This window comes from Paenibacillus hodogayensis (assembly GCF_039536325.1).
Taxonomy (GTDB): domain Bacteria; phylum Bacillota; class Bacilli; order Paenibacillales; family NBRC-103111; genus Paenibacillus_AB; species Paenibacillus_AB hodogayensis.
The window spans coordinates 100,970-126,754 of the sequence record NZ_BAAAYO010000005.1; the positions used below are offsets into that span (position 1 = coordinate 100,970).

The 25,785-nt window shown below is 59.5% G+C and carries 24 protein-coding genes; 21 read left to right on the forward strand and 3 right to left on the reverse strand.

Annotated elements, in window-relative coordinates:
• Window positions 1–107 precede the first annotated feature (107 nt).
• From nfsA to ABD796_RS09925, 3 genes are read left to right on the forward strand one after another with little or no spacing between them, the layout of a single operon-like run.
• Window positions 108–845 (forward strand): oxygen-insensitive NADPH nitroreductase, encoded by a 738-nt coding sequence (gene nfsA, locus ABD796_RS09915; RefSeq protein ID WP_344906696.1) that lies wholly within the window; start codon window positions 108–110, stop codon window positions 843–845.
• Window positions 832–1,992, forward strand: a complete 1,161-nt coding sequence (locus ABD796_RS09920) for an NAD(P)-binding domain-containing protein (protein ID WP_344906699.1) — start codon at window positions 832–834, stop codon at window positions 1,990–1,992. The genes nfsA and ABD796_RS09920 overlap by 14 nt, the downstream gene beginning before the upstream one ends.
• A 55-nt stretch (window positions 1,993–2,047) precedes the next feature.
• Window positions 2,048–2,326: a hypothetical protein gene (locus tag ABD796_RS09925; RefSeq protein ID WP_344906702.1), complete on the forward strand. Its 279-nt coding sequence runs from the start codon at window positions 2,048–2,050 to the stop codon at window positions 2,324–2,326.
• Here the strand turns inward: ABD796_RS09925 and ABD796_RS09930 are convergent.
• A complete protein-coding gene (locus ABD796_RS09930) occupies window positions 2,314–2,460 on the reverse strand; it encodes a hypothetical protein (RefSeq protein WP_344906704.1) in 147 nt (48 codons plus the stop codon). The genes ABD796_RS09925 and ABD796_RS09930 overlap by 13 nt on opposite strands.
• Window positions 2,461–2,732: 272 nt before the next feature.
• On the opposite strand from ABD796_RS09930, the gene ABD796_RS09935 reads away from it, so the two are divergent.
• From ABD796_RS09935 to cls, 12 genes are all read left to right on the forward strand, one after another.
• Window positions 2,733–4,073, forward strand: a complete 1,341-nt coding sequence (locus ABD796_RS09935) for an FG-GAP repeat domain-containing protein (RefSeq protein WP_344906706.1) — start codon at window positions 2,733–2,735, stop codon at window positions 4,071–4,073.
• Window positions 4,074–4,238: 165 nt separating this feature from the next.
• On the forward strand, window positions 4,239–4,382 hold the full coding sequence (locus tag ABD796_RS09940) for a hypothetical protein (RefSeq protein ID WP_344906709.1): 144 nt from the start codon (window positions 4,239–4,241) through the stop codon (window positions 4,380–4,382).
• A gap of 335 nt (window positions 4,383–4,717) precedes the next feature.
• Entirely contained in the window at window positions 4,718–6,787 is a 2,070-nt protein-coding gene (locus ABD796_RS09945; RefSeq protein WP_344906712.1) for a bifunctional aldolase/short-chain dehydrogenase, read from the forward strand.
• A gap of 18 nt (window positions 6,788–6,805) precedes the next feature.
• The gene (locus tag ABD796_RS09950; RefSeq protein WP_344906715.1) at window positions 6,806–7,177 is read left to right on the forward strand and encodes a sensory rhodopsin transducer; all 372 of its coding nucleotides are present in this window, start codon (window positions 6,806–6,808) and stop codon (window positions 7,175–7,177) included.
• Between the two features lie 54 nt (window positions 7,178–7,231).
• Window positions 7,232–8,494: an L-rhamnose isomerase gene (gene rhaA, locus ABD796_RS09955; protein WP_344906717.1), complete on the forward strand. Its 1,263-nt coding sequence runs from the start codon at window positions 7,232–7,234 to the stop codon at window positions 8,492–8,494.
• 24 nt (window positions 8,495–8,518) lie between these two features.
• On the forward strand, window positions 8,519–9,991 hold the full coding sequence (locus ABD796_RS09960) for a rhamnulokinase (protein ID WP_344906719.1): 1,473 nt from the start codon (window positions 8,519–8,521) through the stop codon (window positions 9,989–9,991).
• Window positions 9,992–10,037: 46 nt separating this feature from the next.
• Window positions 10,038–10,796, forward strand: coding sequence for a DeoR/GlpR family DNA-binding transcription regulator (locus ABD796_RS09965; protein ID WP_344907424.1), 759 nt, complete (start codon window positions 10,038–10,040; stop codon window positions 10,794–10,796).
• 214 nt (window positions 10,797–11,010) lie between these two features.
• A complete protein-coding gene (locus ABD796_RS09970) occupies window positions 11,011–11,382 on the forward strand; it encodes an immunoglobulin domain-containing protein (protein ID WP_344906722.1) in 372 nt (123 codons plus the stop codon).
• Window positions 11,383–11,547: 165 nt separating this feature from the next.
• A complete protein-coding gene (locus ABD796_RS09975; protein ID WP_344906725.1) occupies window positions 11,548–12,945 on the forward strand; it encodes an MFS transporter in 1,398 nt (465 codons plus the stop codon).
• 127 nt (window positions 12,946–13,072) lie between these two features.
• Entirely contained in the window at window positions 13,073–14,530 is a 1,458-nt protein-coding gene (locus tag ABD796_RS09980; RefSeq protein WP_344906728.1) for a DHA2 family efflux MFS transporter permease subunit, read from the forward strand.
• 177 nt (window positions 14,531–14,707) lie between these two features.
• A complete protein-coding gene (locus ABD796_RS09985) occupies window positions 14,708–15,805 on the forward strand; it encodes an AI-2E family transporter (RefSeq protein WP_344906731.1) in 1,098 nt (365 codons plus the stop codon).
• Between the two features lie 96 nt (window positions 15,806–15,901).
• Entirely contained in the window at window positions 15,902–17,341 is a 1,440-nt protein-coding gene (gene cls / locus ABD796_RS09990; RefSeq protein ID WP_344906734.1) for a cardiolipin synthase, read from the forward strand.
• Between the two features lie 152 nt (window positions 17,342–17,493).
• On the opposite strand, the gene ABD796_RS09995 is transcribed toward cls, so the two are convergent.
• Window positions 17,494–17,709 carry a hypothetical protein gene (locus tag ABD796_RS09995; protein WP_344906737.1) on the reverse strand — a complete coding sequence of 72 codons (216 nt, stop codon included), beginning with the start codon at window positions 17,707–17,709 and terminating at the stop codon, window positions 17,494–17,496.
• Between the two features lie 290 nt (window positions 17,710–17,999).
• Here ABD796_RS09995 and prmA point away from each other — a divergent pair, with 290 nt between their 5' ends.
• From prmA to deoC, 5 genes are all read left to right on the forward strand, one after another.
• On the forward strand, window positions 18,000–19,007 hold the full coding sequence (gene prmA, locus ABD796_RS10000; protein ID WP_344906740.1) for a 50S ribosomal protein L11 methyltransferase: 1,008 nt from the start codon (window positions 18,000–18,002) through the stop codon (window positions 19,005–19,007).
• Window positions 19,008–19,019: 12 nt separating this feature from the next.
• Window positions 19,020–19,694 (forward strand): site-2 protease family protein, encoded by a 675-nt coding sequence (locus ABD796_RS10005; RefSeq protein WP_344906743.1) that lies wholly within the window; start codon window positions 19,020–19,022, stop codon window positions 19,692–19,694.
• Window positions 19,695–19,791: 97 nt separating this feature from the next.
• On the forward strand, window positions 19,792–20,553 hold the full coding sequence (locus ABD796_RS10010) for a 16S rRNA (uracil(1498)-N(3))-methyltransferase (RefSeq protein ID WP_344906746.1): 762 nt from the start codon (window positions 19,792–19,794) through the stop codon (window positions 20,551–20,553).
• Window positions 20,554–20,558: 5 nt separating this feature from the next.
• Entirely contained in the window at window positions 20,559–21,908 is a 1,350-nt protein-coding gene (gene mtaB / locus ABD796_RS10015; protein WP_344906749.1) for a tRNA (N(6)-L-threonylcarbamoyladenosine(37)-C(2))-methylthiotransferase MtaB, read from the forward strand.
• 129 nt (window positions 21,909–22,037) lie between these two features.
• Window positions 22,038–23,165 (forward strand): deoxyribose-phosphate aldolase, encoded by a 1,128-nt coding sequence (deoC, locus tag ABD796_RS10020; protein ID WP_344906752.1) that lies wholly within the window; start codon window positions 22,038–22,040, stop codon window positions 23,163–23,165.
• 91 nt (window positions 23,166–23,256) lie between these two features.
• Here the strand turns inward: deoC and ABD796_RS10025 are convergent, their stop codons facing one another.
• Window positions 23,257–24,228 (reverse strand): Na/Pi cotransporter family protein, encoded by a 972-nt coding sequence (locus ABD796_RS10025; RefSeq protein WP_344906755.1) that lies wholly within the window; start codon window positions 24,226–24,228, stop codon window positions 23,257–23,259.
• A 157-nt stretch (window positions 24,229–24,385) separates the two neighbouring features.
• On the opposite strand from ABD796_RS10025, the gene ABD796_RS10030 reads away from it, so the two are divergent.
• On the forward strand, window positions 24,386–25,756 hold the full coding sequence (locus ABD796_RS10030; RefSeq protein WP_344907427.1) for a class I SAM-dependent rRNA methyltransferase: 1,371 nt from the start codon (window positions 24,386–24,388) through the stop codon (window positions 25,754–25,756).
• Window positions 25,757–25,785: the final 29 nt, after the last annotated feature.

Sequence of the window (25,785 nt, forward strand, 5' to 3'; positions counted from 1 at the left end):
TTATAAAAGAATAAAAATCGACTTTGACCAGTCCACTGGAAAACACAACAGCTCCTGTTGTGTTTTTCTTTTACCCATTATATGTGAAGGAGACTGACTATACAGCCATGAATGCAGTTATCGAACAGTTGAAAAGCCACCGATCCATCCGCAAATATAAGCCCGATCCGGTGAGCGAGGAGCAGTTGCTTGCGATCGTCGAGGCGGGCCAGGCCGCCTCCACGTCCAGCTACGTCCAGGCGTACAGCGTGGTCGCCGTGACCGATCCGGACAAGAAACGCCGGCTGGCGCATTTGGCCGCCGATCAGGCGTATATCGAGGAGTGCCCCGTATTCCTCGTATGGTGCGCCGACCTGAACCGTCTTCGTTACGCCGCCTCTCTCGAGGAGGAGACGCGCGTGCCGGACTCGACGGAAATCTTCATCATCGCGACGGTGGATACGGCACTGGCGGCGCAAAATGCCGTAGTCGCCGCAGAGTCGCTCGAACTCGGCATTGTGTTCATCGGGGGCATCCGCGATAATCCCGGCGACGTGGCCCAACTGCTGGAGCTGCCGAAATATGTATACCCCGTATTCGGCATGTGCCTCGGCTATCCCGATCAGGCGCCGACGATCCGGCCGCGGCTGCCGGTCGAGACGGTGCTTCATCGGGAGCGCTATTCGGAAGACGCGTTCGCCGCAGGCATCGAGCGGTACAACGGGGAGCTGCGCCAGTTCGGACTGACCCGCGAGGGCGGCAAGCGCGACACGACATGGTCGAAGGAGATGGCGAATCGTCTCCGGGCGCGCCGGCGCGGCCATATGCGGACTTTTTTGCAGGAGAAGGGCTTTGAGCTTGAATAGGGGCGGGGAAGCGGCCATGCTCGACTTGATCATTATCGGCGCGGGACCGTACGGCATCTCCCTGGCCGCGCACGCGGGCGCCAAAGGGCTCAACTACAAGCTGCTCGGCCGGCCGATGCATTTCTGGAAAAGCCAGATGCCCCAGTCGATGTTCATCCGCACGCATCCCGATTCGATTCAGCTGTCCGACGAGCGGGGCGAATACACGTTGCAGCGGTTCGAGGAAGAGACCGGCACGGCCGTGACCGTGCCACTGCCCCGCCCCGTTTTCGTGGACTATGCGTTCTGGTTCGCATCCCGTACGGGGGTGGTCTTCACCCCCGAATTGGCGGTACGGCTCGATTCGGCGGCAGGGGGATACGTCGTGGAAACCGACTGCGGCACCGTCCTGCGCGCCCGCAGCGCGATCGTCGCCACCGGCTTGCAGCACTACGCCTACATCCCGGACGCGCTGGCCGGCCTGCCGTCCGGACTCGTGTCCCACACATACGGCCGCAGCGATTATGCGCCGTTCGCCGGAAAGCGGGTGGCGGTGCTCGGCAGCGGGCAGAGCGCATGGGAAGCCGCCGCGCTGCTGCACCGGGCGGGCGCCGACACGGAGCTGATCTACCGGCGCGAAGCGCCGAATTACCGAGAGGCTGTCACGTCGGGCAAGGAGCTTGTGCAGGCGGCGTACACGTTCTACGAGTTGCCCGAGGAGCAGAAGCGAGAGAAACGGGTGCCGCCGCCGGGCAGCATCGCCCACTTTTTGCGGCCTTATGTGGACGGGCTTGTGCGCGAGACCGGAGGCGTCTCGATCGAAGCGGCCGAGGCGTCTCCGGACGGCGCGCTGAGTCTTCTGCTGTCGAACGGGGAGCGGCGGACCGCCGACCATCTGGTGGCGGCCACCGGCTACCGGATCGATGTAGACCGCGTTCCGTTTTTGTCGCCCGCATTGTCCGCGCGGATCGGGCGGGAGGACGGGGAGCGCGACGCAGGCGGGGAGCGCTTTCCGAAGCTCGGCGCCTCCTTTGAAAGCAGCTTGCCGGGGCTGTACTTCGCGGGCCCCTTGGCGTCTTTCTCCCACGGAGGGGCCTTCCGCTTTATTGCCGGCCTGCACAAGACGTGCCAGGCGATTATCGGGCATATTTGCCTGCACCCCGTTTGAGCTTCGGGTGAAATGTGCTACAATGGCGCTACGGAAGAACAGGAGGAGAACGCCGTTGAGCCACACGTTAAACGAAGCGGAGCTGGTGCAGTACATCGCCGCCCGCACGAAGGCGGATGCCGCCGCCATCAGGAACGTCTTGAAGCATGAACAGGCGTTTATGAACAAGCTCCAGAAGCGGTCGAACGCGGACGTCGAGATCGACAGCGACGAACTGGTCGATTACGTGCTCGGGCAGTCCGACGTCAAGCTGCACGAGCCGGCAATCGAAGCGATTTTGGATGCGGAAATGCAATATTTGATCGACAACGGTCTGGCCGACTACGACGATTGAGGCGCCGGATCGTCGGTCGCCTCGATCATATCCGCCAGCGCGATCCGGACGTCTCCGCTGCGGATTCGCCGGCGGACCGGGTCAAGCCGGCCGATGCCGCCGCGCAGCGTCCGATCGTCCTCGTCGCCGAACATGATGAGGACGACGGACTTCGCTTTCGGTTAATAGAATCCGATCGTCTCGGCGATCGCTTCCTGCTGCTGTCCGTCCGATTCGGGACGGGCTTGTTTGCGTATGTGCGCCTTGTCGCGACATGCATGTCGATGCTCGAACCGCATCGTGCAGCAGGACTCCCGCAAGCCGTTTCCTTGCAGCTTTTCATTTGAAACGCCGGCCCGCACTGAACTTTTTCCGCAGCGGAAAAGTCTAATTGGTTAAAGTTACAGAAGGAAGGGCGAAAAGATCGATGCGGTATATCTATATAGTGGCGGCGGCACTGCTCGCCTTGAACGGTTCCGCCGGTTGCGGGAACCAGTCCGGCAGCAAGAACGACACGCCCTCGGCTGTGGCTGCGTCCGCGGCAGACATGTCCGCAGACGGGCTGCGGGCGGAGCTGGCCCGCACGATCGGCAGTTTGCGGACAGCGTCCCCAGACGGGAGCAACGCTGCCGCCGGTGCCGGCCCGACCGATCTCGGCGAATGGCTGGAGCGGTTAGCCGCGGCGTACGACGCCAAGCGGGAGCCGCTCGCGATCAGCCGCTTCGCGCTCGGGGACGCGGCCGGGACCGCCGTCTGGGCGACAGCGCTCGCCGTGGAGCCGCCGCCGCAAAGCGACGGGCGGCCGGCAAGCCGGCAAGCGGTAGCGGTCATCGTGTCCGCCGTAGACGGGGGCTTCCGGGCCGATACGGTGCCGCTTCCCGAGGGGGATAGCGGACTCGTCCGGGTCGAAGCGGTCGGCGACTTGACCGGCGACGGCGTCAAGGAGATCGTCTGGCGCTGGGGCACGACGGGCGCACACACGACAACGTTCGGCTACACCGTATCGCAGCGGAGCTCCGACGGTGGCTGGTCCGTCGTGCCGGGAACGGTCGGCATGCCGTCCGTCGAATCGTTCACGCTGGAGAACGGCGCTCTCGTCTTGCAGGGCGGCTTGATCGGCTCCGCCGGGGCAGGTCCTTGGCAGCGGGAACGGACGGAGACGTACCGGTACGAGGCGGGTGCGATGAAGCTGGCCGATTCCGTGGCGTCCGAGGGTGCGACGGCTTACCACCGGCTGGAGGATGCAGTGGCAAGCGAATCGCTCGGCCACCGCGAACGGGCGGTCCGGCAATACGCCGAAGCGGCCCGGGCAACGGACGATTCATATAAAGGGCTTCTATTCGAATACGGCGGCGGGGTGATCGAGGGCGGCGGCGATCCGCAGCTGGAGGTGGACTTCGGGGCGGCGGTGCGCGCCCTGGCCGCCGTGCGGCATTATTTGCTGGAGCTGGACGGTACGCGGACCGAGGTCGCTTCGGACAGCTCCGCCGCAAGCTCCGGCATGACAGGTCCGGCGGTGGCGGGTACGACCGCTCCGATTCAAGCGCCGCCTCTAATCGATACGCGAACTTTGTCCGGCTTGCCCGGTTTGGCCGAAGCGCTGAAGGGCGCGTCGAACCGCGAGCAGGCGGCGGAGACGGTGAAGCGTTGGGCAGAGGAGCATCCCGAATGGCTGAAGCTGCTTAATGCCCCTTACGGCTATGCCAACAGGAAGTGGACCGCGGAATCGGCGAGCGGCATACCCGAGCAGCCTTGGCCGCAGGGGTAGAGACCGACGGAGAGCGCCATTCCGGGGTAGACGGAGAGGGAGCATTTCCGATGGCCGGAGCTGGCCGGGCGGAACGTGTGAATGAAGCCATACGCAGCAGCCGTCCCCTGCGGTGCGCTTGGTTGCCGCAAACGGCGCGAAAAGCAAGGAAGAGGAGGTGGGCATATGAGCCTGAGTCAGCTGCTGCTTCGCACGGCCAAATCGCTCGGAAAGGCCGGCGTTGTCGTCGTGATGGCATTGTTCGCTCTTCTGTGCCTGTTTCAGATCGTATTTATGCTTGGCGTGCTGTATCATGACGTGGCGATGTAGCCAACGAAACGCCGGGAGGGCTTATGCGCTGTCGGGGGCATACACAACCCCATTGGAATCCGAAACCGGAATTCGAAACCCGAAACCCGAAACCCGAAACCCGAAACCCGAAACCCGAAACCCGAAACCCGAAACCGTTACCGTGCGCGCTCGTTGGAAATAAAACGTGTCTGTTTATTTAGAATTTGACATTCGACCCTTTCCGTTCAGGAAGGGTTTTTTTGTTTTGATTTTGTTTAAAATCGGTATATTCAAAAACAAACAAACATGATATATTGAAAACAAACATAAACAAAGAATTAATTACTAACGAAAAGCGGAGGAGACACCCTATTATGGTACAAAGCTTGTGGGATGGCACGAAGGCGGCGCAGCTGCAGGGAGGACTCGACGAGCTCGTGTATCGCTCGAACCTGGTCGGCACCGATCGGCGGGTGTGCAACTGGGGCGGCGGCAACACGTCGAGTAAGGTGACCGTCAAGGACTTCCGCGGCCGCGAGACGGAAGTGATGTACGTGAAGGGCAGCGGTTCCGATCTGGCAACAATGAAGGCGGGCAATTTCACCGGCTTGCGGATGGACGATATTCGCCCGCTGTTCGAGCGCGGAGAGATGAGCGACGAGGAGATGGTCGGCTATTTGGCCCACTGCATGATCGACGCCAAGCATCCGCGCGCTTCGATCGAGACGCTGCTGCACGCCTTTTTGCCGTTCAAACATGTCGATCATACCCACCCGGACGCGATCATCAGCCTGTGCTGCGCGGATAACGGGAAAGCGGTTGCTCGCGAAATATTCGGCGACCGGTTCGTCTGGGTGCCGTACGTCAGACCGGGCTTCACTCTGTCCAAAATGATCGCCGAGGGCGTGCTCGCCAACCCACAGGCGGAGCTCGTGCTGATGGAGAAGCACGGCTTGGTCACATGGGGCGAGACAAGCGAAGCGTGCTACGCCAAGACGATCGCGATCATCAGCGAAGCGGAGGCGTACATCGAGGCGCGCGTCGATGCGGCGAAGCTGTTCGGAGGCGTCAAACACGAAGCGCTTCCGGCGGAGACCCGGCGCGACATCGCCGCCCGGGTAATGCCGACCGTGCGCGGCGCGGTCAGCGACGCGAAGAAGATGCTGCTGTCGTTCGACGACGGGGACGACGTGCTGCAATTCGTCGGCGGCCGCGATGCGGCGGAGCTGTCGCAGATCGGCGCCGCCTGTCCGGACCATCTCGTGCATACGAAGGTCGTGCCGCTGTTCATCGACTGGACGCCCGACGCGGACGATATCGAAGGACTGAAGCTTCAATTGAAGGAAGGCGTCGCCGCCTACAAGGAGCAATACCGGGCGTATTTCGAGCGCAACCGCAACGAAGGCGACGTCATGTTCGAGGCCGCTCCGCGGGTCATCCTCATCCCGGGCGTCGGCATGATCAACACCGGCAAAAGCTGGGCGATGTCGCAGGTGAGCGGAGCGTTGTACCACCGGGCCATTGCGGTGATGAGAGGGGCTACGGCGCTCGGCTCGTTCGTGTCGCTGACCGAGAACGAATCGTACAACGTGGAATATTGGCCACTCGAGCTTTACAAGCTGACGCTGGCGCCGCCGGAGGCCGAGTTCTCGCGCAAGGTGGCGTTCATTACGGGCGGTGCCGGAGGCATCGGCAGCGAGACGGCGCGCAGGCTCGCCTCCGAGGGCGCGCACCTCGTGCTGGCCGACCTGAATCTGGAAGGCGCGCAGAAGGTTGCCGCCGACATTAACGAGAAGTACGGCGCCAACCGGGCGATTGCGGTCAAGATGGACGTCACGAGCGAGGCCGACATCGGGGCCGCTTACGCCGAGACGGCGCTGGCTTACGGCGGCGTGGATATTATCGTGAACAACGCCGGTCTCGCTACCTCCAGCCCGTTCGACGAAACGTCGCTGAAGGAATGGAATTTGAACATCAATGTGCTCGGCACCGGCTATTTCCTCGTCGCCCGCGAAGCGTTCAAGCTGATGAAGGCGCAAGGAATCGGCGGCAACATGGTGTTCATCGGCTCCAAAAACTCGATCTACGCCGGCAAGAACGCCTCCGCCTACAGCGCGGCCAAGGCGCTGGAAGCCCATCTGGCCCGCTGCATCGCGGCCGAGGGTGGCGAGTTCGGCATCCGCGTCAACACGATTTTGCCGGACGCGATTCTGCAAGGGTCGGCGATCTGGAATTCGGGATGGCGCAACGAGCGCGCGGCGGCGTACGGCATCGAGCCGGACCAATTGGAAGAATATTACCGCAAGCGGACGACGCTGCTCGTCAACATTTATCCGAAGGATATCGCCGAAGGCATCGCCTTCTTCGCTTCATCCAAGTCGGACAAAACGACCGGCTGCATGCTGACGATCGACGGCGGCGTTCCGGCGGCATTTACTCGATAAATAAAACGAGGTGGGACTATGCACAAAGGTGCAGGAGCAAATCATTGGTTCATTCCGGACGGCTACATTCCGGAGAAAAGCAGCGGCGAGCTGACGAGTCACGAATCGGTGTGCGTGCTGAACCGCTCGTCCGAGGACGCGCAGCTGACGTTTACGATTTTTTTCGAGGACCGGGAGCCGTTGGAAAATATCCTGGTCACCGTTCCGGCCAGACGCACGAGCCATGTCCGCACCAGCTCGCTTGAGAGGGACGGGGCGCGCATTCCGGTCGGCGTTCCGTACGCCATCGAGGTGCAAAGCGATATTCCCGTCGTCGTCCAGTACAGTAGGCTGGATGCGACCCAGGCGGCGAACGCGCTCATGTCCGTCGTCGCTTACCCGATTGCCTGAACGGGTCATTCCAGGTACGATCAAATCAAGGTTTGTCCGAAGGGAGCCGCAATTATGCCATCCGTTATCGAAAATAGCTATGAGGAAGCCAAGAAGCTGTATGCCGCCCACGGAATCGACGTCGATCGGGTGCTGGAGCAGCTGGCGGCCATCAAAATATCCATGCACTGTTGGCAAGGCGATGATGTGCGCGGGTTTTTGAACCGCGACCAAGATTTGACCGGCGGCATTTCCGTCACCGGCAATTACCCAGGCGCAGCCCGGACGCCGGAGGAGCTGCGCTCCGATCTGGAGAAGGCGTTCTCGCTCATCCCCGGCAAGCATAAGGTGAATCTGCACGCCATCTATGCCGATACGGAAGAGAAGGTCGAGCTGGACCGGATCGAGCCGAAGCATTACGAGAAATGGGTCGAGTGGGCCAAAGTGCAAGGGCTCGGGCTCGATTTCAATCCGACCTGCTTCTCGCACGAGAAGTCGAGCGACGGCTTTACGCTCAGCCATTCGGACCCGGCCATCCGCCAATTCTGGATCGATCACTGCAAAGCGTCGCGCAGCATCGGCGCTTACTTCGGCGAACAGTTGGGCCAGACATGCGTAACGAACATATGGATTCCCGACGGGTTCAAGGACGTCCCGGTCGACCGGCTCGCTCCGCGCCGGAGACTGAAGAGCGCCCTCGACGAAGTGTTCGCGGAAGAGCTGAACCCGGCCCATAACCTGGACGCCGTGGAGAGCAAGCTGTTCGGTCTCGGCTCCGAGGCGTATGTCGTCGGCTCGCACGAATTTTACATGGGCTACGGCTTGCAGAACAACAAGCTGATCTGCCTCGACGCCGGCCATTTCCACCCGACCGAGGTGATCTCCAACAAGCTGTCGGCGTTGTCGCTGTTCGTGGAAGGCATTCTGCTGCACGTCAGCCGCCCGATGAGATGGGACAGCGATCATGTCGTCACGCTAGACGACGAGCTGCTGGAAATCAGCAAGGAACTGGTGCAAGGGGATCTGCTCGGCAAGACGCATATCGGGCTCGATTTCTTCGACGCGAGCATCAACCGGGTCGCCGCCTGGGTTATCGGCACCCGCAACACGCTCAAGGCGCTACTGCGCGCCATGCTCGTACCAGTAGAGGCGCTGCGGCAGGCGGAGCTTGCGGGCGACTACACGACTCGGCTCGCTTTGACGGAGGAATTCAAGACGTATCCGTTCGGGGCAGTATGGGACTACTACTGCGCCAAATCGGGCGTGCCGGTACGCGAGGATTGGCTGGCGGAAGTGAAGAGCTACGAACGCGACGTGCTGCTGAAGCGCGGTGTGTAACTCGGGAAGCGAGGGGGATGCCAGGTGGCGAGCATTCTCGCATATGATCTTGGCGCGGGCAGCGGCAGAGCGCTGCTCGGCCGGCTGACCGACCGCGGTATCGTGACGGAGGAGCTTCACCGCTTTCCGAACGAGCCCGTGCAGGTCGGCTCCAGGCTGCATTGGGACATTTTGCGCCTTCTTCACGAGATGAAGCAGGCGCTGCTTGCCGCGAAGCATCGCGGCATCGCCGTGCAGAGCTTGGGCATCGATTCGTGGGCGGTCGATTTCGGCTTGCTGGACGGCAACGGGGAGCTGCTCGGCAATCCGTACCATTATCGAGACGCTCATACCGACGGAATGATGGAGCAGGTGTTCGCGGATATGCCGCGGCGCGATATTTTTGCCCGTACCGGCATTCAGTTTATGCCGTTCAATACGATTTACCAGCTGGCAGCGATGAAGCGGGCAGGCAGTCCGCTGCTGCGCGAAGCCAAGCGGCTGCTGATGATTCCGGACTTGCTGCGGTATTTTCTCACCGGGGAGCGGCACAACGAATTTTCCAACGCTACGACGACCCAACTGTTCAATCCGCTGACCTGCCAGTGGGACCCGGAGCTGCTGGAGCGAATCGGCGTATCCGGCTCCCTGTTCGGGCCGGTTGTTCAGCCCGGCACGGCCGTCGGGCAGCTGCTGCCGTCGGTCGTCTCCGAGCTTGGTATCGCCTCCGTTCCGGTTATCGCTGTCGCCGAGCACGATACCGGCTCCGCGGTGGCGGCCGTGCCGGCGGCGGAGCACCCGTTCGCTTATTTGAGCTGCGGCACATGGTCGCTGATGGGTACCGAGGTGGACCGGCCGGTCATGAACGAGCAGGCGCTTGGGCAGAACTTTACGAATGAGGGCGGCGTTTGCGGGACGTTCCGGCTGTTGAAAAACATCATGGGCCTGTGGATTTTGCAGGAAACGAAGCGGCAATGGGAGCGGGAAGGCCAGTCCTGCCCGTATCCGGAGCTGATCGCGCTGGCCGAGCGGGCGCCGGCCTTCGCCGCCTGGATCGATCCCGACGACGCGCGGTTTATGGCGCCGGGGCCGATGCTTGGGCGTATCGCCGACTACTGCCGCGAAACCGGCCAGCGTCCGCCCGAAGGGCGCGGCGAGGCGGTCCGTTGTATTTTGGAAAGTTTGGCGTTAAAATACCGCTATGTGCTGGAATCGATCGAGCGTCTGTCCGGCAACCGCTTCGGCGGCCTGCATATGGTCGGCGGAGGCATCCAGAATGCGCTGCTGTGCCAATGGTCGGCCGACGCGATCGGCAAGCCGGTATGGGCGGGACCCGCGGAAGGCAGCGCGATCGGCAACCTGGCCGTCCAGTGGATTGCCCGCGGCGACTTCCGCGATATCCGGGAAGCGCGTTCGGTCATCCGCGAATCGTTCCCGGTGACGGTGTACGAGCCGCAGGAGCGGGAAGCCTGGGAGGACGCGTACGGCCGCTTCTGGCGGTTGACCGGCTTGTCGTAAACGGTCCGGGCGGAAGACGGCTACTATGATCAGAAAGAGGGAACGTATGCTTGTCGCGGAACGGTATGAGAAAATTGTGCAGTTGGTCAACGAAAGGGGCAGCATCCGGGTTTCCGAGCTGAGCGAATTGTGCGAGGTGACCGAGGAAACGATCCGCCGCGACCTCGACCGGCTGGAGCAAGGGGGGCGGCTTCGCCGATCCCACGGCGGCGCGGTCAGCGTGAAGGATCAGCAGTCGGAGACCCCTTACGCGGAGCGGGAAGTCACTTACGCAGAGGAGAAGCGGCGAATCGCCAGGGAAGCGGTCAAGCGGATTGCCCCAAACGAGCGAATTTTGCTCGACGCCAGCTCTACCGCTTGGTATATGGCCGCCCAACTGCCGGACATTCCGCTGACTGTGCTGACCAATTCGATCAAGGTGGCGATGGAACTGGCCGGCAAGGAGAAGATCGAGGTCATCTCCACCGGCGGCCTTCTCGCCTCCCGCTCGCTCTCTTACATCGGTCCGCTGGCGGAGCGGTCGTTGGACGCTTACCATGTGAACAAGACGTTCCTTTCTTGCAAGGGCGTACATCTGGAACGGGGAATCAGCGAATCCCACGAGCTGCAGGCCCGGCTGAAGCAAAAGATGATCGGCATGGCCGATCGCGTCATTTTGCTGGCCGATGCAAGCAAGTTCGGCGTACAGGCGTTTACGCACGTCGCGGCGCTGGACGAGGTCCATGAGATTGTGACCGACCGCCGGCTCGGCGGCGAGATGGCGGAGCAGCTTGAGAGCCGCGGCGTTTCCTTGACGCTTGCGTGATGCGCCCGGCAGCTATATGAGGAAGGCAGACTGGACCTGCTTGACGGGGACGGTCTGCTTTTTTTTGCTTTTTTGATCTTCTATCTAAGCAGATCAGTAGTCCAAGGAAAGCGGATTGTAAAGAGTTTGGTCAAGAAAACGAATTTTATCGAGCAATAATTACTCTATTATAGTATAATCCAGTTCGATGGAAAATTTAGGATGGTGGGGAATTATGGCTGGCGTAATAAAACTTACACTACTGGGCGGTTACCCAAAATCAACAACTATGTCCCAAGTTCCAATTCGAAAAGGCTCCGAGCCTAATACTTGTTTTATTGATGGATACAAGTGCGAGATGGCAGATTACAATTGGTTGGAAAACGGCTCCGTAAGCACGGGTAAAATAATAAACGGTGCAATCATTGGTGGTCTTCTCACAGGCGGGGCGGGCTCAATAATCGGAGCAGGTATTGGAGCGCTGAAAAAGAAAGACTCATCTGTACTGGTGATTTCAATAGTTGAGAACGGCAATACGCTACATGTGCAGTTTAAGTGTGACAAACACGAGTACCAATCGTTCTTAAGAAATATCATTTATGCGTAAATAAATAATAATCTGAATCAAAATCCGAGTCCGCAAAAAATGCGGACTTTTTGTTTCGATGCAGGGGAAACAAAGCCATCATATTAACGAAAATTAACTATACTTAATGATATGGAAAGTATATAATATGGGGCATACATTCTAACCGCGAAGCGAGGTATACCCATGGAACTGACGCCTGCCGGGCGCGAGCAGCGAGCGAATATGCTGCTGCGCGTGCTCGTCTTCACCTTGATTATTTCCGTCATGAACGCCTCGATGTTCAACGTCGCTTTGCCCGTCATCCGGGCGGAGTTCGGCCTCACGGCATCCCAGGTCAGCTGGATGCTTACCGGTTATATGATCGTTTACGCCATCGGCTCAGTCACGTTCGGGAAGCTGGCCGACAAATACCGGCTGAAAGATTTGCTCACTTACGGGCTGCTGGCCTTCGCCCTTGGATCGATTATCGGCTTGGCCGCCACGGAGTTTTGGATGGTTATCGCGGGAAGACTGTTTCAGGCCGCTGGAGCCTCCGTCATCCCGGCTACGGCGATGATTGTGCCGGTCCGTTACTTTTCCCCGGAGAAGCGGGGTAGAGCGCTCGGGATGACGGCCGTCGGCCTGTCGCTCGGAGCCGCGCTCGGACCGATCGTATCCGGGATCGTATCCGGCTTGGTGAGTTGGCGTTATTTGTTCGCTTTGTCGATCTTGGCTCTGTTCGTGCTGCCTTTCTTCCGCAAATATTTGGACGACGAGACGGGCGCCGCCAAAAGCATCGATTATATCGGCGGTCTGACTCTGGCCGGCACGGTGGCCTCCCTGCTGCTGGCGATTACGCAGGGCAGCTGGCTCTTATGCGTTCTTGGCGCTCTGCTGCTCGCGCTGTTCCTGCTGCGCATCCGGACTGCCGCCGAGCCGTTCGTCCAGCCGTCGCTTTTCCGTAACAAAGCTTACGCGCTTGGGCTGGGCATCGCCTTCGTGCTCACCGGGCTTAACTTCGGCATTCCGTTCATGGCACCGCAGTTTTTGGCCGCCTTGAATCATCTGACGCCTCTGTCCGTGGGCTTTGTTCTGTTCCCTTCGGCGATCTGTGCGGCGCTGCTGGGCAAAAGGGGAGGCAGGTTGGCCGACGAGAAGGGCAACCGCTACTTGTTCGCGATCGCGGCCGTCTCGATTTTGTTCAGCTTTATCGCGATGTCCTCGGTCGTGGGGTTGTCGCCGGTTTGGGTCGCTTGCTTGATGATCTTCGGCACGGTCGGGCAGTCGTTTATTCAGATCGCGATGTCCAACACGATCTCGCGTACGCTTGCGAAGGAGCAGACGGGCGTCGGCATGGGGTTGTACGCGATGCTCAACTTCATCGCCGGAGCGACCGCTACCACTTTGATCGGCAAAGCGATGGACGCTGGCAACGCTTCATTCCGGCTTAACCCGTTTGCGCCGGCGGAGGGGCTGCTTTACAGCAATATCCTTGTTTTACTCGGGGGACTGATCATCGTCGCGACAGTCGTATACATGGCGCAATTCCGCTCCGCGGCGCCGATTCCGGCAGCGGCTGTGAGCGGCAAGCCTTCCAAATAAACGTGCCAGACCTGAAGTGTACAGGACTGTTGACAGCCTCCGGGAATGGGAGTATGATAATCCCTTATTCAATATATATAGGTCGATCGCGCAGATCGATTGTGGAAGCGGAGTGGGAGAAAACAGGATGAGTGAACAGAAGCATTTGCAGAACGCCCGGTTTTGGCCGGTCATGATCGCCATCTTTTTCGGTTCGTTTATATCGACATTGGCGACAAGCACGATCAACATCGCATTGCCGATGTTGCAGCAGCATTTTGAAACAAGTTTAGGCACGATTCAGTGGACGCTGACCGGCTTCATGCTGGCGATGGGCACGATCGCGCCGATTACCGGCTATTTGGGCGAGCGCTTCAGCTACAAGCGTTTGTATTTGTTCGCATTGCTCGGTTTTACCTTGGCTTCCTTCTTATGCGCATTTGCCTGGAGCCCGGGTTCGCTTGTCGTATTCCGCATTATGCAGGGCGCGTTCAGCGGCTTGATCGTCCCCGCGACCATGACGATTATTTATCAGGTGATCCCGCGCGAGAAGCAGGCGATGGCGATCGGCCTATGGGGCGTATCGGCTATGCTGGCGCCTGCGATCGGCCCGACGTTCGCCGGTTGGCTGCTGGAAAGCTGGAGCTGGCAATGGCTGTTCTGGATCAACATACCGGTCGGTCTGATCTCGCTCTTCTTCGTATACCGATTTATTCCGTATTACCGGTTGAACGTGCCGAAATCGTTCGACCTGGCCGGCTTCGTGACGGTTACGATCGGCAGCGCCTCGCTGCTCGTCGCTTTGGGTCAGGGCCATGCCTGGGGCTGGGGCTCGGTTAAAATCATCTCGCTCTTTATCATCGGCACGGTGTTCCTGCTGCTGTTCATCTGGCGCGAGCTGACGGCCGAGACGCCTCTGCTCGATTTGCGCGTGCTGGCCAACGGCCGCTACACGCTGACGTTGATCGTTATCAGCATTCTGACGATCAGTCTGTACTCCGGCATGCTGCTCATTCCGGTATTTTTGCAAAACATCCAGCACGTCACGCCGATGGAAACCGGCCTGATCCTGCTGCCGGCTTCGCTGGTCATGGCGCTGATGATGCCGATCGTCGCGAAGATTTACGAAAAGGTTGGTCCGCGCTGGCTGCTCACCACGGGCATTCTGCTGCTGGGTATCGGTACGCTGGCTTTGAGCTGGCTTAGCGTCAGCGTCTCTCACGCGTACATTCTCGTATGGATGATCGTGCGCAACATGGGCATCGCGATGGTGATGATGCCGGGGAGCAACGCCGGCATGGAGCGCATTCCGGCTCATCTGGCGGGCCACGCTTCCTCGATGTCGAACTGGACGCGTAACGTATTCGGCTCGTTCTCGATCGCCATCTTTACTTCGTTGCTGGCGTCGTACTCGACCGGACATGCGACGGATATCGTCAAAAGCGGCGTGACCGATAAGATGCAAATCCAGCTGCTGTCCTTCACGATGAGCGTCAACGACGTATTCCTGATCGCTACGTTCATTGCCCTTGTGGCGCTTCCGATCAGTCTGACGATCGGCAAGCTGAAGCCGAAGGTCGTCTCCGAACAAAAAGTGGTTGCCTAAAAACATCAATGGCGGAAACCCCGGTTTCCGCCATTTTTCCGTTCCCGGCTACATATTGTATAACGGAGGCCGGGCGTTGGACAGACGTCCCGCCGCCCTGTCGCTGCGAAGGTTAATTTGCTATAATGAAACCGTTAAGGAACGGCCACGCTACTTTCGAAAGATGGTTGGTGCGATATGATGCCTCAAACGAAATTTTTCCGGATCGGCTACGGAATTTTGCTGGTCTTCCTGATCATTTGGGTAGGGGTAAAAATCAACTTTATTTTTTACCCGCTTCAGGTGCTCGTCCAGACGTTGTTCTCGCCGCTCCTGCTTTCGGGAATTTTGTTTTATTTGCTCCGACCGCTCGTCAACCTGCTCGTTAGCAAGCGTATCCCGAAATCGCCGGCCATCCTGATCGTCTATTTGGGCTTCGCCCTCGTCGTGACGCTGATCGTCATCTTCGTCGCGCCAGTGCTCAAGCGGCAGTTCACGGAGCTGATCAACAGTTTGCCCGTGCTGATCCACACCGTCGTCGTCAAAAGCCAGGAGTTGGTGGAAAGCGAATGGTTCGCCCGGTTCACCGACAGCTTTAACGTCGATTTCAATAAAATGTCCGAGAAAGTATCGGACTATCTCGTTCTCGGCTTCAATCTGCTCAGCGCCAACTTCAAGTCGGTGATCGGCTTTGTCGCCAACGTCTTTTTTCTCGCCGTTACGGTGCCGTTCATCTTGTTCTACTTGCTCAGGGACGGGGATAAAATCCGCGAAGGGCTGCTGAAGCTGCTGCCCAAAGGACGCAAGAAAAGCATCCGCGACATTTTGGACAAAATGGACGAGACGGTCAGCTTATACATACGCGGGCAAATTATCGTCGCCTTTATCGTCGGCGTGCTCTGCTTGCTCGGCTATCTGATCATCGGCGTCGACTACGCCTTCCTTCTGGCGCTGGCCGCCATGATCACCAACGTTATTCCTTATGTGGGGGCCTTCCTCGCTGCGGTACCGGCTATATTGGTCGCCATGGTCGATTCCCCGTTCATGGTCGTGAAAGTCATTATCGTATCGATTATCGCCCAACAGATCGAAGGCAACCTGATTTCGCCGCAAATCATGGGCAAGCAGTTGGAAATCCATCCTTTGACGATTCTGCTGTTGCTGCTAGTCGTAGGCAGTCTGGTCGGTCCGCTCGGTATGCTGGTGGCGGTTCCCGTCTATGCGGTGGCCAAAATCGTCATCGTGCACATTTACGGCTTGCTGCAGCTTCGTTTTAATCCCCCGGGCAACGATTGAGCCTTCCGGCCGGGATGAATCCCATTATACCGGTCAGACAGCGGCGGAAAGCAAAGCGGATGGGCCGCGTTCAACCGGTTGAGGAGTTGCGCTGACATGATTACTACGCAAAATTTGTATTCGCTGCTCTCCTTGTTCAATTTGCTTCTGGCCGCAACGGTTATTTTTTTGGAAAGACGCAACGTCGGAGCAACCTGGGCATGGCTGATGGTGCTGTTTTTTTTGCCGGGTGTCGGGTTTATTCTATATTTGTTCCTCGGGCAAAATCTGAGCCGGCGCAAAATTTACAAAATCAAGGAAGAGCAGCGCGAATTTATTCAGCATTTGACGGATCGGCAAAAGCAGGACATCCGTCAGATTCATTTTCACGATCCGACGATGATCCATTACCAGGATATGATCTATATGAACCTGGCCAGCGCCCGTTCGCTGTATACGCAGGATAACGATATCGAGATTTTTACCGAAGGCAACGGCAAGTTCGCTTCGTTGCTCGCGGCGATCGGCGAGGCGAAGCATCACATTCATCTCATGTATTACATCGTCAAGGACGACGGCCTCGGCCGGACTTTGATTGGAGCGCTGGCAAAGAAAGCACGAGAAGGCGTACAGGTGCGCTTTTTGTACGACCCTGTCGGCAGCTCCGGGCTCTCCAAGCGGTATTTCCGTCTGCTGACGGAGGCGGGAGGCCGATCGGCCGCGTTTTTCCCATCGAAAATTCCGTATTTGAACTTCCGGCTCAACTACCGCAATCACCGCAAGCTGGCGATTATCGACGGTTCCATCGGCTATATCGGGGGCTTGAACGTCGGCGACGAATACCTTGGTCTGGACAAGAGGTTCGGGGATTGGCGGGACACGCATCTGAAGGTGCGGGGCGGGGCGGTGTTCCAGATGCAGACGCAGTTCGTGCTCGACTGGAACTTGTCATCGGACAACAAGATCGGGGATTTGGCCCCGTATTTTCCGGAGGCATCCCATCCCGGCAAGGTCGGCGTACAGATCGTGGCGAGCGGGCCGAACAACGACAAGGAGCAGATCAAGAAGGCGTATATTAAAATGATTCACGCTGCCAAGCAAAGCGTCTGGATTCAAACTCCGTACTTCGTGCCCGACGAAAGCTTGATGACCGCCTTGAAAATGGCCGCGTTATCCGGCGTCGACGTCCGTATTATGCTGCCGGGCAAGCCGGATCACCCGCTTGTGTATTGGGCGTCTACCTCCTACCTGGGGGAGTTGCTGACGGTCGGCGTGAAATGCTATTTGTACGACAAAGGCTTCCTGCACGCCAAGACGATCGTCGTGGACGGCCGGATTGCTTCGGTCGGGACCGCGAACATCGATTTGCGCAGCTTCAAGCTGAATTTCGAGGTGAACGCCGTTCTGTACGATACGGGGACGGCTGCCAAGCTGCAAAGTATTTTTACCGAGGATCAGCATAACAGCAAGCTGCTGACAGAAGAAGTATACCGGAAGCGCCCGCTGTTCAAACGTTTTCTGGAGTCGTGCGCGCGCCTGCTTTCGCCGATCCTGTAAACCGTCTCTCGGAGTGTCGGCAAAGGCCGGTTTTGCACAAATGAAGAGGGAGGGCTGACTGACGGCCCCCCCTTGGAGTCACGCCCCCTCAGGCAGCGGATAAGCGGCCGCCCCTTCTTCGCTGCGCGAACGGGCCGCCGGTCGCTCCATGCTTACGGCTTCCTCATCTCAAAAAACTCGCAGAGCTGCCGCGAATGGTAGGCGAGCTCGCTTACCCCCGACTGGATGACGACAATGTCGTCGTCGAAACGAATAATGACCCCTCCCGAATCGATCATATGATCGTCCCTGAACACCCGTATCGTGATTTCCTGATCCATCGCTTCCTGCAAATCCTGCTCGGTCGTCAATCGGCGGTTACGTGCCATTGGTGGTGTTGCACTCCCTTCCCGGAATCGGCAGTATCTTCGTCTATTGTACCAGAGGGGAAAAGCGGAGAGCCAGCTTTGCGGCCAAGCTCCGGACAGACCCGGCTTTCGGTTACCGCAATGCCGGGCTCTCGCCCGCTCCGGAGGCGCCGCACCGGTGTAGCGGACGGCCGCTTCTTGCGGGCGGACCGTTTTACTCCCGCGCCCGGGATAGTGTACAATGGAACAGATTGAGGCTAAACAAGCAGAGGCGGAAGCCGTCTTATTAGCAAATAGGGGGAACGGGCATCATGCGTTGGCACGAAATTACGATACATACGCGCGAGGAAATTACCGAACTGATCGCCAGCGGCTTTCATGAGATGGGCGCAGGCGGCGTGACGATCGAGGAGTCGGGGACGCTGGCGAAGCAGCGGGATACGTCGTTCGGTCAATTGTACGATACGCCGTTGAACGATATTCCCGAAGGGGAAGCGATCGTGCAGGCTTATTTTGCCGATCCGGAAGACGTCGAGGCGCTTGTCCGCCAACTGGAGGAGCATGTCCGGTTCGTGAGAGACGAGTTGGACTACGATGTGGGCAAAGCGACCATATCGGTACGCGAAGTCGACGAAGAGGACTGGGCGCATTCGTGGAAGCAATACTACAAGCCGATGCGCGTCTCCGACCGGCTGACGATCAAGCCGACTTGGGAGAGCTACGAGCCCGAGAGTGCGGACGAGATGATTATCGAGCTGGACCCGGGCATGGCGTTCGGCACGGGAACGCATCCGACGACGTCTCTCTGCCTGCGGACGCTGGAGCGGGAAGTGGAGCCCGGTATGGAGTTGATCGATGTGGGCACCGGCTCCGGCGTGCTGGCGATTGCGGCCGCCAAGCTGGGCGCCGCTCGCGTGCTGGCGCTCGATCTGGATCCCGTCGCGGTTATTAGCGCGACCGAGAACGTGCAGCTGAACGGAGTCGGAGACCGCGTCGCCGTGATGGAAAGCGATCTGCTGGGCGTGCTGCGGGGAGCCGGACTGGCGCGCGGCGAAGACGGCGAGGGCGCGGAGAAGGCGGCGGACATCGGAATACGGCTGCCGGTAAAGCTCGTTGTCGCCAATATTTTGGCGGAAGTGATCCTGCTGTTCGTTCAGGACGTGTATGACGTACTGGAGAGCGGAGGGGTCTACATTACATCCGGTATTTACAAAAACAAGGAAGAGGCCGTCGCGCAAGGATTGCGGCAAGCAGGCTTCGACATCGAGCGCATCGAACGCGATCAGGACTGGGTTGCGATCGTAGCGAAGAAGCGATAAGGAGGGAACCGGATGGAAGGCTTGAACAGCTTTCTGCGTTATCCGCTGGAGGAGCTACCGTTTATTCTGATCGTGCTCGTGCTCGCTTTCACGGTGCACGAGTTCGCCCATGCTTACTCCGCTTACAAATTCGGCGATCCGACCGCCAAAAATCTCGGACGGGTGACGCTGAATCCGCGCGTGCATCTGGACGTGCTCGGGACGATTCTGATCCTGATCGCTGGGTTCGGCTGGGCGAAGCCGGTGCCGGTCAATCGCGGCAATTTCAAAAACCCGCGGCTGATGGGTATTATCGTGTCGGCCGTCGGGCCGCTCAGCAATTTGCTGCTGGCGTTTATCGGGCTGGTGCTTTACCATATTTTTTCTTCCACGGGCGTGCTCGACGGAGCCTCGGCGGGAGTCGTCAAGGCGATCGACTTGTTTTTGCGGCGGTTGATCGAGCTGAATGTGGTTTTGTTCATTTTTAACCTGATTCCGCTCCCGCCGCTGGACGGCTACCGGATTATCGAAGATTTGGCGCCGCTGCATATCCGGATGAAAATGGCGCAAAATGAACAATGGGGCATTTTTGTCTTTTTATTGATCGTCTTCATTCCGCCGCTTTCCCGCGTGACCATTCAGCCTTTGTTCCAGCTGGGCGGGGACCTAATCTATGCGATGAGCCGCTTCATCTCCATCTTCATATAGCGGAGGCGGCCTTGCGGTCCTATTCGCAAACAGTAGAAATCCGCGGGGAAACGTTGTATGATGGAGGACGACACGTTTACGCTAGAAGGAGTAAGACATGCAACGATACTTTGTACCGCCCGCGCAGCTGACCGATGGCGAAGCGATCGTGACCGGGGATGACGCCCATCACATCGCGACCGTCATGCGGGCGCGCGTCGGCGATTCGATGATAGTCAGCGACGGGACGAGCCGCGAGGCGCTCGCCGTCATTGCCGAGCTAGGCAAAGGCCGGGTGACGGCCAAGGTGGCCGAATGGCTGCCGATGAACGCCGAGCCGGCCATACGCGTAACGATCGCCCAGAGCTTACCGAAGGGCGACAAGATGGAGACGATTATTCAGAAAGGGACGGAAGTCGGCGCCGTCCGATTTGTCCCTTTCCTTTCCGAACGCACGGTCGTGCAGTACGACGCCAAGAAAGAAGCGAAACGGCTGGAGCGCTGGGGCAAAATTGCCAAGGAAGCGGCGGAGCAGGCGCACCGCAACCGGGTTCCGGCCGTGGACGCGCCGCGGTCGTGGAAGGAGCTGCTGCAGTCGGTCCGCGAGGCCGATGCGGCTTTGTTTTGCTACGAGAAGGAACAAGGCTCGATGCTCAAGGAAGCGGTGCAGCGAGCCATCGCTTCCCATGGCGGCGCGGACGGCATGAACATTCTGCTCATCGTCGGACCCGAGGGCGGGTTTTCCGAGCGGGAAGCCGAGGAGGCCGAAGCCGCCGGCTGCGTGCCGGTCCGGCTCGGGGCTCGCATTATGCGTACGGAGACGGCCGGGGTTGTCGGATTGACGTGTCTGCTGTACGAAGCAGGAGAGATGGGAGGCTGATTCGAATGTCTACAGTCGCGTTTCATACGCTGGGCTGCAAAGTGAATTTTTACGATACGGAAGCGATCTGGCAGCTGTTCAAAAACGAAGGCTACGAACAGGTCGACTTCGAACAGACGGCCGACGTGTACGTCATCAATACATGCACCGTGACGAACACCGGGGACAAGAAGAGCCGGCAAATCATCCGCCGCGCCATCCGCCGCAATCCCGACGCGATCGTCGCCGTAACCGGTTGTTACGCCCAGACGTCTCCGGCGGAGATTATGGCGATTCCCGGCGTCGATCTGGTCATCGGGACGCAAAGCCGGGACAAGATCATTCCGCTCGTCAACGAATACCGCGAGCAGCGCCAGCCGATCAATGCGGTGCGCAATATTATGAAGACTCGCGAGTTCGAGGAGCTGGACGTGCCCGATTTTGCCGACCGGACGAGAGCGTTTCTGAAAATCCAGGAAGGGTGCAACAACTTCTGCACCTTCTGCATTATTCCTTGGTCGCGGGGCTTGATGCGCAGCCGTCAGCCGGACAGCGTAATCAAGCAGGCGCATATGCTGGTCGAGGCGGGCTATAAGGAAATCGTGCTGACGGGCATTCATACCGGCGGATACGGAGACGATCTGCAGGACTACGGCCTGGCCGAGCTTCTGTGGGATCTGGACAAGGTCGACGGCTTGCAGCGCATCCGCATCAGCTCGATCGAAGCGAGCCAGATTACCGACAAGGTGCTCGAGGTGCTGAACGCCTCCGATAAAATGTGCCGTCATCTGCACGTGCCGCTGCAGGCGGGCGACGATGCGGTACTGGCGCGGATGCGCCGCAAATACACCACGGCCGAATTTGGCCGCAAGATCGAGAAGCTGCACGCGGCTTTGCCGGGCGCGGCCATTACGACCGACGTCATCGTCGGCTTCCCCGGCGAGACGGAGGAGATGTTCCGGAACGGCTACAAGTTCATGGAGCAGATGCAGTTTGCCGAGATGCACGTTTTCCCGTATTCGAAGCGTACCGGCACACCGGCCGCCCGGATGGAGGATCAGATCGACGAGGAGATCAAAAACGAGCGCGTGCATGAGCTGATCGACTTGTCGGAGCGGATGCAACTGGCTTATGCGCAGAAATTCGCCGGACGGACGCTGGAGGTCATTCCCGAACGCACGTATAAGGGTGCGCCGGACAGCGGCCTGCTAAGCGGCTATTCGGACAATTATATCAATCTAGTCTTCCCGGGCTCCGAGCAGCTGCTCGGGCAAGTATGTCAAGTCAAGCTGACCGAGCCGGGAGTTAACGAAAGCAAAGGCGAATTCGTTCGCGTCGTCGCTCCCGCCATGACCCCGACGGCGGTCAACGGCTGACGGAGCGGTGCGGCAAAAAAACGGCGAAAGGGAGGATTTCGTAATCCGGTACAATCGGAAAGCGGAATCCTTCTTCTCGATTGGTCCCGTTCCGGGACGGACTACTCTTAGAAGGGGGCATGGTGTACGATGAAGGAAATATCGGCGGGCGGTGTCGTCTATCGGGTGAACGAAGGACATACGCAAATCCAGCTTATTATGGACCGGTACGGTAAAATCACTCTGCCCAAAGGCAAGATGGAGCCCGGCGAGACGGTGGAGCAGACGGCGCTGCGGGAAATCCGCGAGGAAACCGGCATCGACGGACGTATCGTGTCCGTGCTGGAACGGGTCGATTATCGGTACGAGCATCCGAAGCTGGGCCATGTGGACAAAGAGGTTCACTACTATCTGGTCGAGGCCACGGGCGGCGAGCTGAAGGCCCAGGTGGAGGAAATCAACGGCGTCGAATGGCTTGAGCCTCACGAGGCGTGGGCACGGCAGAAGCAGGCGGGCTATGATAACAACGATTCGGTGCTGAAACGGGCGCTGGAAGCTCTGCATATCGTTACGGACGCGGACAAGGAAGCGTCTGCGGATTCGCGGAGGGTGGCCGCGTATATCGACCATACGCTGCTTAAAGCGGATGCTACGCCAGAGGCAATCGGCCGGTTATGCGACGAAGCCCGCGAATACGGTTTTTACAGCGTGTGCGTGGGGAGCGCGTGGGTGCCCTTGTGCATCCGTCGGCTCGCCGGCAGCGGCGTGCGCGTCAGCGCGGTCGTCGGCTTCCCGCTCGGCAATAGCTTGAGTGAAGCGAAGGCGCTCGAAGCGGCTCATGCAGCCGATCATGGGGCGAGCGATATCGATATGGTGCTGGCCGTAGGCGCTCTGCTAGCTGGAGACGAAGCTTACGTGCGGGAAGATATCCGCAAGGTCGTGGAAGCGGTAAAGGGCCGGGCGATCGTCAAGGTCATTTTGGAAACCGGTTATTTGAACGAGGATCAGAAGCGGACGGCTTGCCGGCTTGCCGAGGAGGCGGGAGCGCATTTTGTCAAAACGTCGACGGGCTTCGGGCCGGGCGGAGCGACGGTCGAGGACGTCAAGCTGATGCGCGCCGCCGTATCCCCGTCTGTCGAAGTGAAGGCGTCCGGCGGGGTGCGCGATTGGGCGACGGCTCAGGCGATGATCGCCGCGGGGGCGACCCGGCTCGGGACAAGCTCCGGCGTGGCGATCGTCGGCGGCGCGAACGCGGGAACGGCTTCGGGCGGTTACTGACGCCGCGAAACGGTAGCGGAGACAGGCGGCCGCAAGCGGGAAGGCAGCCGGAGCGTTTGCATTCCTGCCGCTGCGTACGCCTCGCCCGCCGCTACCGCTGACCGCCAGCCCGACGGATAAAGGGCAAGTAGCAAAACGGCAAGGCGATCAGCGAGCTGACGACGTTAAAGATCGTCTGGGCATGGGCAATTTGTCCGGACGGAGCGGCTGCGAGCAGCGCCGAAGCCTCGTGCAGCAGCGGCAGCAGCGGGATGAACAGCAGCGCGCCGCCGACATTGAGCGCGATATGCGACCAGGCCACGAGCTGTCCGCTTTTGGAGCCGCCGATCGCCGCGAGCAGGGCGGTGACGCACGTGCCGACGTTGGCGCCGAGGACGATGGCGATGCCCAGCTCGACCGGGATCGCATCCACGGTGGCCAAGCCCATCGTCATGGCAATGGTGGCGGCGCTGCTGTGGACGATGGCCGTCAACGCGGCACCCGCGACGACGCCCCACATCATGCTGCGCTGCGCGTGCTCGACGAACCAGCCGAATAAACCGCGTGATTGCAGGGCGGGTACGATCGTCTGCATGACCTCGACGCCGAGCAGGATGGAAGCAAAGCCGCTCACCGCAAGCGACAGCGACCGGGTATGATGAAGCGCGCGCTGAAATCTCCGGCGGCGCGAGACGAACGTCCAGGGGAGCAGCGTGCCCAGCCATACCGAGCCGCTCGCGAGCAGCAGCGGAAAAGCCAGCTTCGTCAAATTGAGGCCGATCAGCTCGGTCGTCAGGCAGGTGCCGATGTTTGAGCCGAGAATGATGCCGAGCGTTTTGGGAAACGTCATTATGCCGGCGTTGACCAGACCGATCGTAATGACGGTGATGGCGCTGCTGCTTTGCAGCACGGCGGTCACGCCGGTTCCGATCACCATGCCGCGCAGCGGCGTGCGCGTGAATCGTTCGACGAGGCCGGTCAGATATGAGCCGGCCCACTGATGGAGCGCCAGCTCCATCACCTTCATACCGGTCAGGAAAATGCCCAGCCCGACAAGCATAGGCAAGACGATATGGGTAATCATGCGCTTCTCCTTTATCCGAAAGAAATCACGCTGCGACAAGCCTTTATTCCATCATATGTGGGCCTATAGACAAGCATGACAAGCACGACAAGCGCCGGGGCTGCTCGGCATGTTCGAAGCCTCGTTCGGGGGCTATATGAGAAAGCTGGAGGAAACTATGGCATCGGTTATATTGGAACGAAAACGGAAGAAACGTCTGGAGCAGGGGCATCCTTGGGTGTACGCCAATGAAATCGCCAAGCTGGAAGGCGAATGCGAGCCGGGCGATATCGTGCAGGTTACCAGCCATACGGGGCAAACGTTGGCCTACGGCTATTACAATCCGAAGTCTCAAATCGCCGTAAGAATCGTTTCCTACGCGCCGCTGGAAGAGCTGGACCGCGAATTTTTCGCCGCTCGCATCCGCCAATGCATGCAACTGCGGGAACGGTTTGTCGGCGAAGCTACCGGTTACCGGCTCGTTTACGGGGAGGCCGATTTCTTGCCCGGTCTGGTCGTCGACAAATTTGACGATGTGCTTGTCGTTCAAGTGCTTTCGCTCGGCATGGAACGGCGCAAGCGCCTCATTGTGGATACGCTCGTCGAGCTGCTGAGTCCGCAAGCCGTATACGAGCGCAGCGACGTGCCGGTGCGCGAGCTGGAAGGGCTGGAGCAGACGAAGGGCGCCCTGTACGGCGATTGCCCGCGTTATGTGGAGATCGTCGAGAACGGGCTGCGTATCGAGGTGGATATCGAGCAGGGGCAGAAGACCGGTTACTTTTTCGACCAGCGCGAAAACCGCGCCTCCATCGCCAAGCTGATGACCGGCTGGGGCGCGCGCAGCGGCATCCGGCTGGCGGAGGATGACGGGGAGAACGGAGTCAAGCGGCTCGTGCCGGTAAATGCGAACGGCAAGCCGGTGACGTTCCCGTATTGGGATGGGGCGTCCGTACTGGAATGCTTCTCCCATACCGGCAGCTTTACGCTGAACGCCTGCGGCGCCGGGGCGAAAAAAGTGACGTGCCTGGACATCTCCGAGCATGCCGTCGAGACGGCCAAGCGCAATGTGGAGCGGAACGGCTTTTCCGATCGGGTCGAGTTCGTCGTAGCCGACGCCTTCGACTATTTGCGCAAGCAAGTGAAAGGACTGGAGGAACGCCGGGTAAGGTCGGCGGCGGGACAGGGCGACAAAGTGGATACGTCCAAGCCGGTCGCATCCGAGGGACGGACGTGGGACGTCGTCATTCTCGACCCGCCTGCCTTCGCCAAGACGAAGGGGGCCGTGGAAGGAGCGCTGCGCGGCTACAAGGACATCAATCTGCACGCCATGAAGCTGGTGAACGAAGGCGGCTTTCTCGTGACGGCCAGCTGTTCGTACCATGTCGGACCGGATCTGTTCCTGGAGGCGATCGTCCAGGCGGCGGCCGATGCGCGCAAGTCGCTCCGGCTGATCGAGTTTCGGGGAGCGGGCAAAGATCACCCGCATCTGCTTGGCGTCGACGAAGGGGACTACTTGAAATTCGCCATATTCGAGGTTCGCTCGCGGTAGAAATATAATCGGACTTTACCCAGCAAGGA

Bases quoted from the DNA above. Each gene is read 5' to 3' on its own strand.
- prmA (WP_344906740.1), top strand. From the start codon at position 18,000: ATGCGTTGGCACGAAATTACGATACATACGCGCGAGGAAATTACCGAA.
- ABD796_RS09935 (WP_344906706.1), top strand. From the start codon at position 2,733: ATGCGGTATATCTATATAGTGGCGGCGGCACTGCTCGCCTTGAACGGT.
- ABD796_RS09930 (WP_344906704.1), bottom strand. From the start codon at position 2,460: ATGTTCGGCGACGAGGACGATCGGACGCTGCGCGGCGGCATCGGCCGG.
- ABD796_RS09980 (WP_344906728.1), top strand. From the start codon at position 13,073: ATGAGTGAACAGAAGCATTTGCAGAACGCCCGGTTTTGGCCGGTCATG.
- ABD796_RS10030 (WP_344907427.1), top strand. From the start codon at position 24,386: ATGGCATCGGTTATATTGGAACGAAAACGGAAGAAACGTCTGGAGCAG.
- rhaA (WP_344906717.1), top strand. From the start codon at position 7,232: ATGCCATCCGTTATCGAAAATAGCTATGAGGAAGCCAAGAAGCTGTAT.
- ABD796_RS09965 (WP_344907424.1), top strand. From the start codon at position 10,038: ATGCTTGTCGCGGAACGGTATGAGAAAATTGTGCAGTTGGTCAACGAA.
- ABD796_RS09950 (WP_344906715.1), top strand. From the start codon at position 6,806: ATGCACAAAGGTGCAGGAGCAAATCATTGGTTCATTCCGGACGGCTAC.
- ABD796_RS09940 (WP_344906709.1), top strand. From the start codon at position 4,239: ATGAGCCTGAGTCAGCTGCTGCTTCGCACGGCCAAATCGCTCGGAAAG.
- mtaB (WP_344906749.1), top strand. From the start codon at position 20,559: ATGTCTACAGTCGCGTTTCATACGCTGGGCTGCAAAGTGAATTTTTAC.
- ABD796_RS09995 (WP_344906737.1), bottom strand. From the start codon at position 17,709: ATGGCACGTAACCGCCGATTGACGACCGAGCAGGATTTGCAGGAAGCG.
- ABD796_RS09975 (WP_344906725.1), top strand. From the start codon at position 11,548: ATGGAACTGACGCCTGCCGGGCGCGAGCAGCGAGCGAATATGCTGCTG.
- ABD796_RS09945 (WP_344906712.1), top strand. From the start codon at position 4,718: ATGGTACAAAGCTTGTGGGATGGCACGAAGGCGGCGCAGCTGCAGGGA.
- nfsA (WP_344906696.1), top strand. From the start codon at position 108: ATGAATGCAGTTATCGAACAGTTGAAAAGCCACCGATCCATCCGCAAA.
- ABD796_RS09970 (WP_344906722.1), top strand. From the start codon at position 11,011: ATGGCTGGCGTAATAAAACTTACACTACTGGGCGGTTACCCAAAATCA.
- ABD796_RS09985 (WP_344906731.1), top strand. From the start codon at position 14,708: ATGATGCCTCAAACGAAATTTTTCCGGATCGGCTACGGAATTTTGCTG.
- cls (WP_344906734.1), top strand. From the start codon at position 15,902: ATGATTACTACGCAAAATTTGTATTCGCTGCTCTCCTTGTTCAATTTG.
- ABD796_RS10005 (WP_344906743.1), top strand. From the start codon at position 19,020: ATGGAAGGCTTGAACAGCTTTCTGCGTTATCCGCTGGAGGAGCTACCG.
- deoC (WP_344906752.1), top strand. From the start codon at position 22,038: ATGAAGGAAATATCGGCGGGCGGTGTCGTCTATCGGGTGAACGAAGGA.
- ABD796_RS10025 (WP_344906755.1), bottom strand. From the start codon at position 24,228: ATGATTACCCATATCGTCTTGCCTATGCTTGTCGGGCTGGGCATTTTC.
- ABD796_RS10010 (WP_344906746.1), top strand. From the start codon at position 19,792: ATGCAACGATACTTTGTACCGCCCGCGCAGCTGACCGATGGCGAAGCG.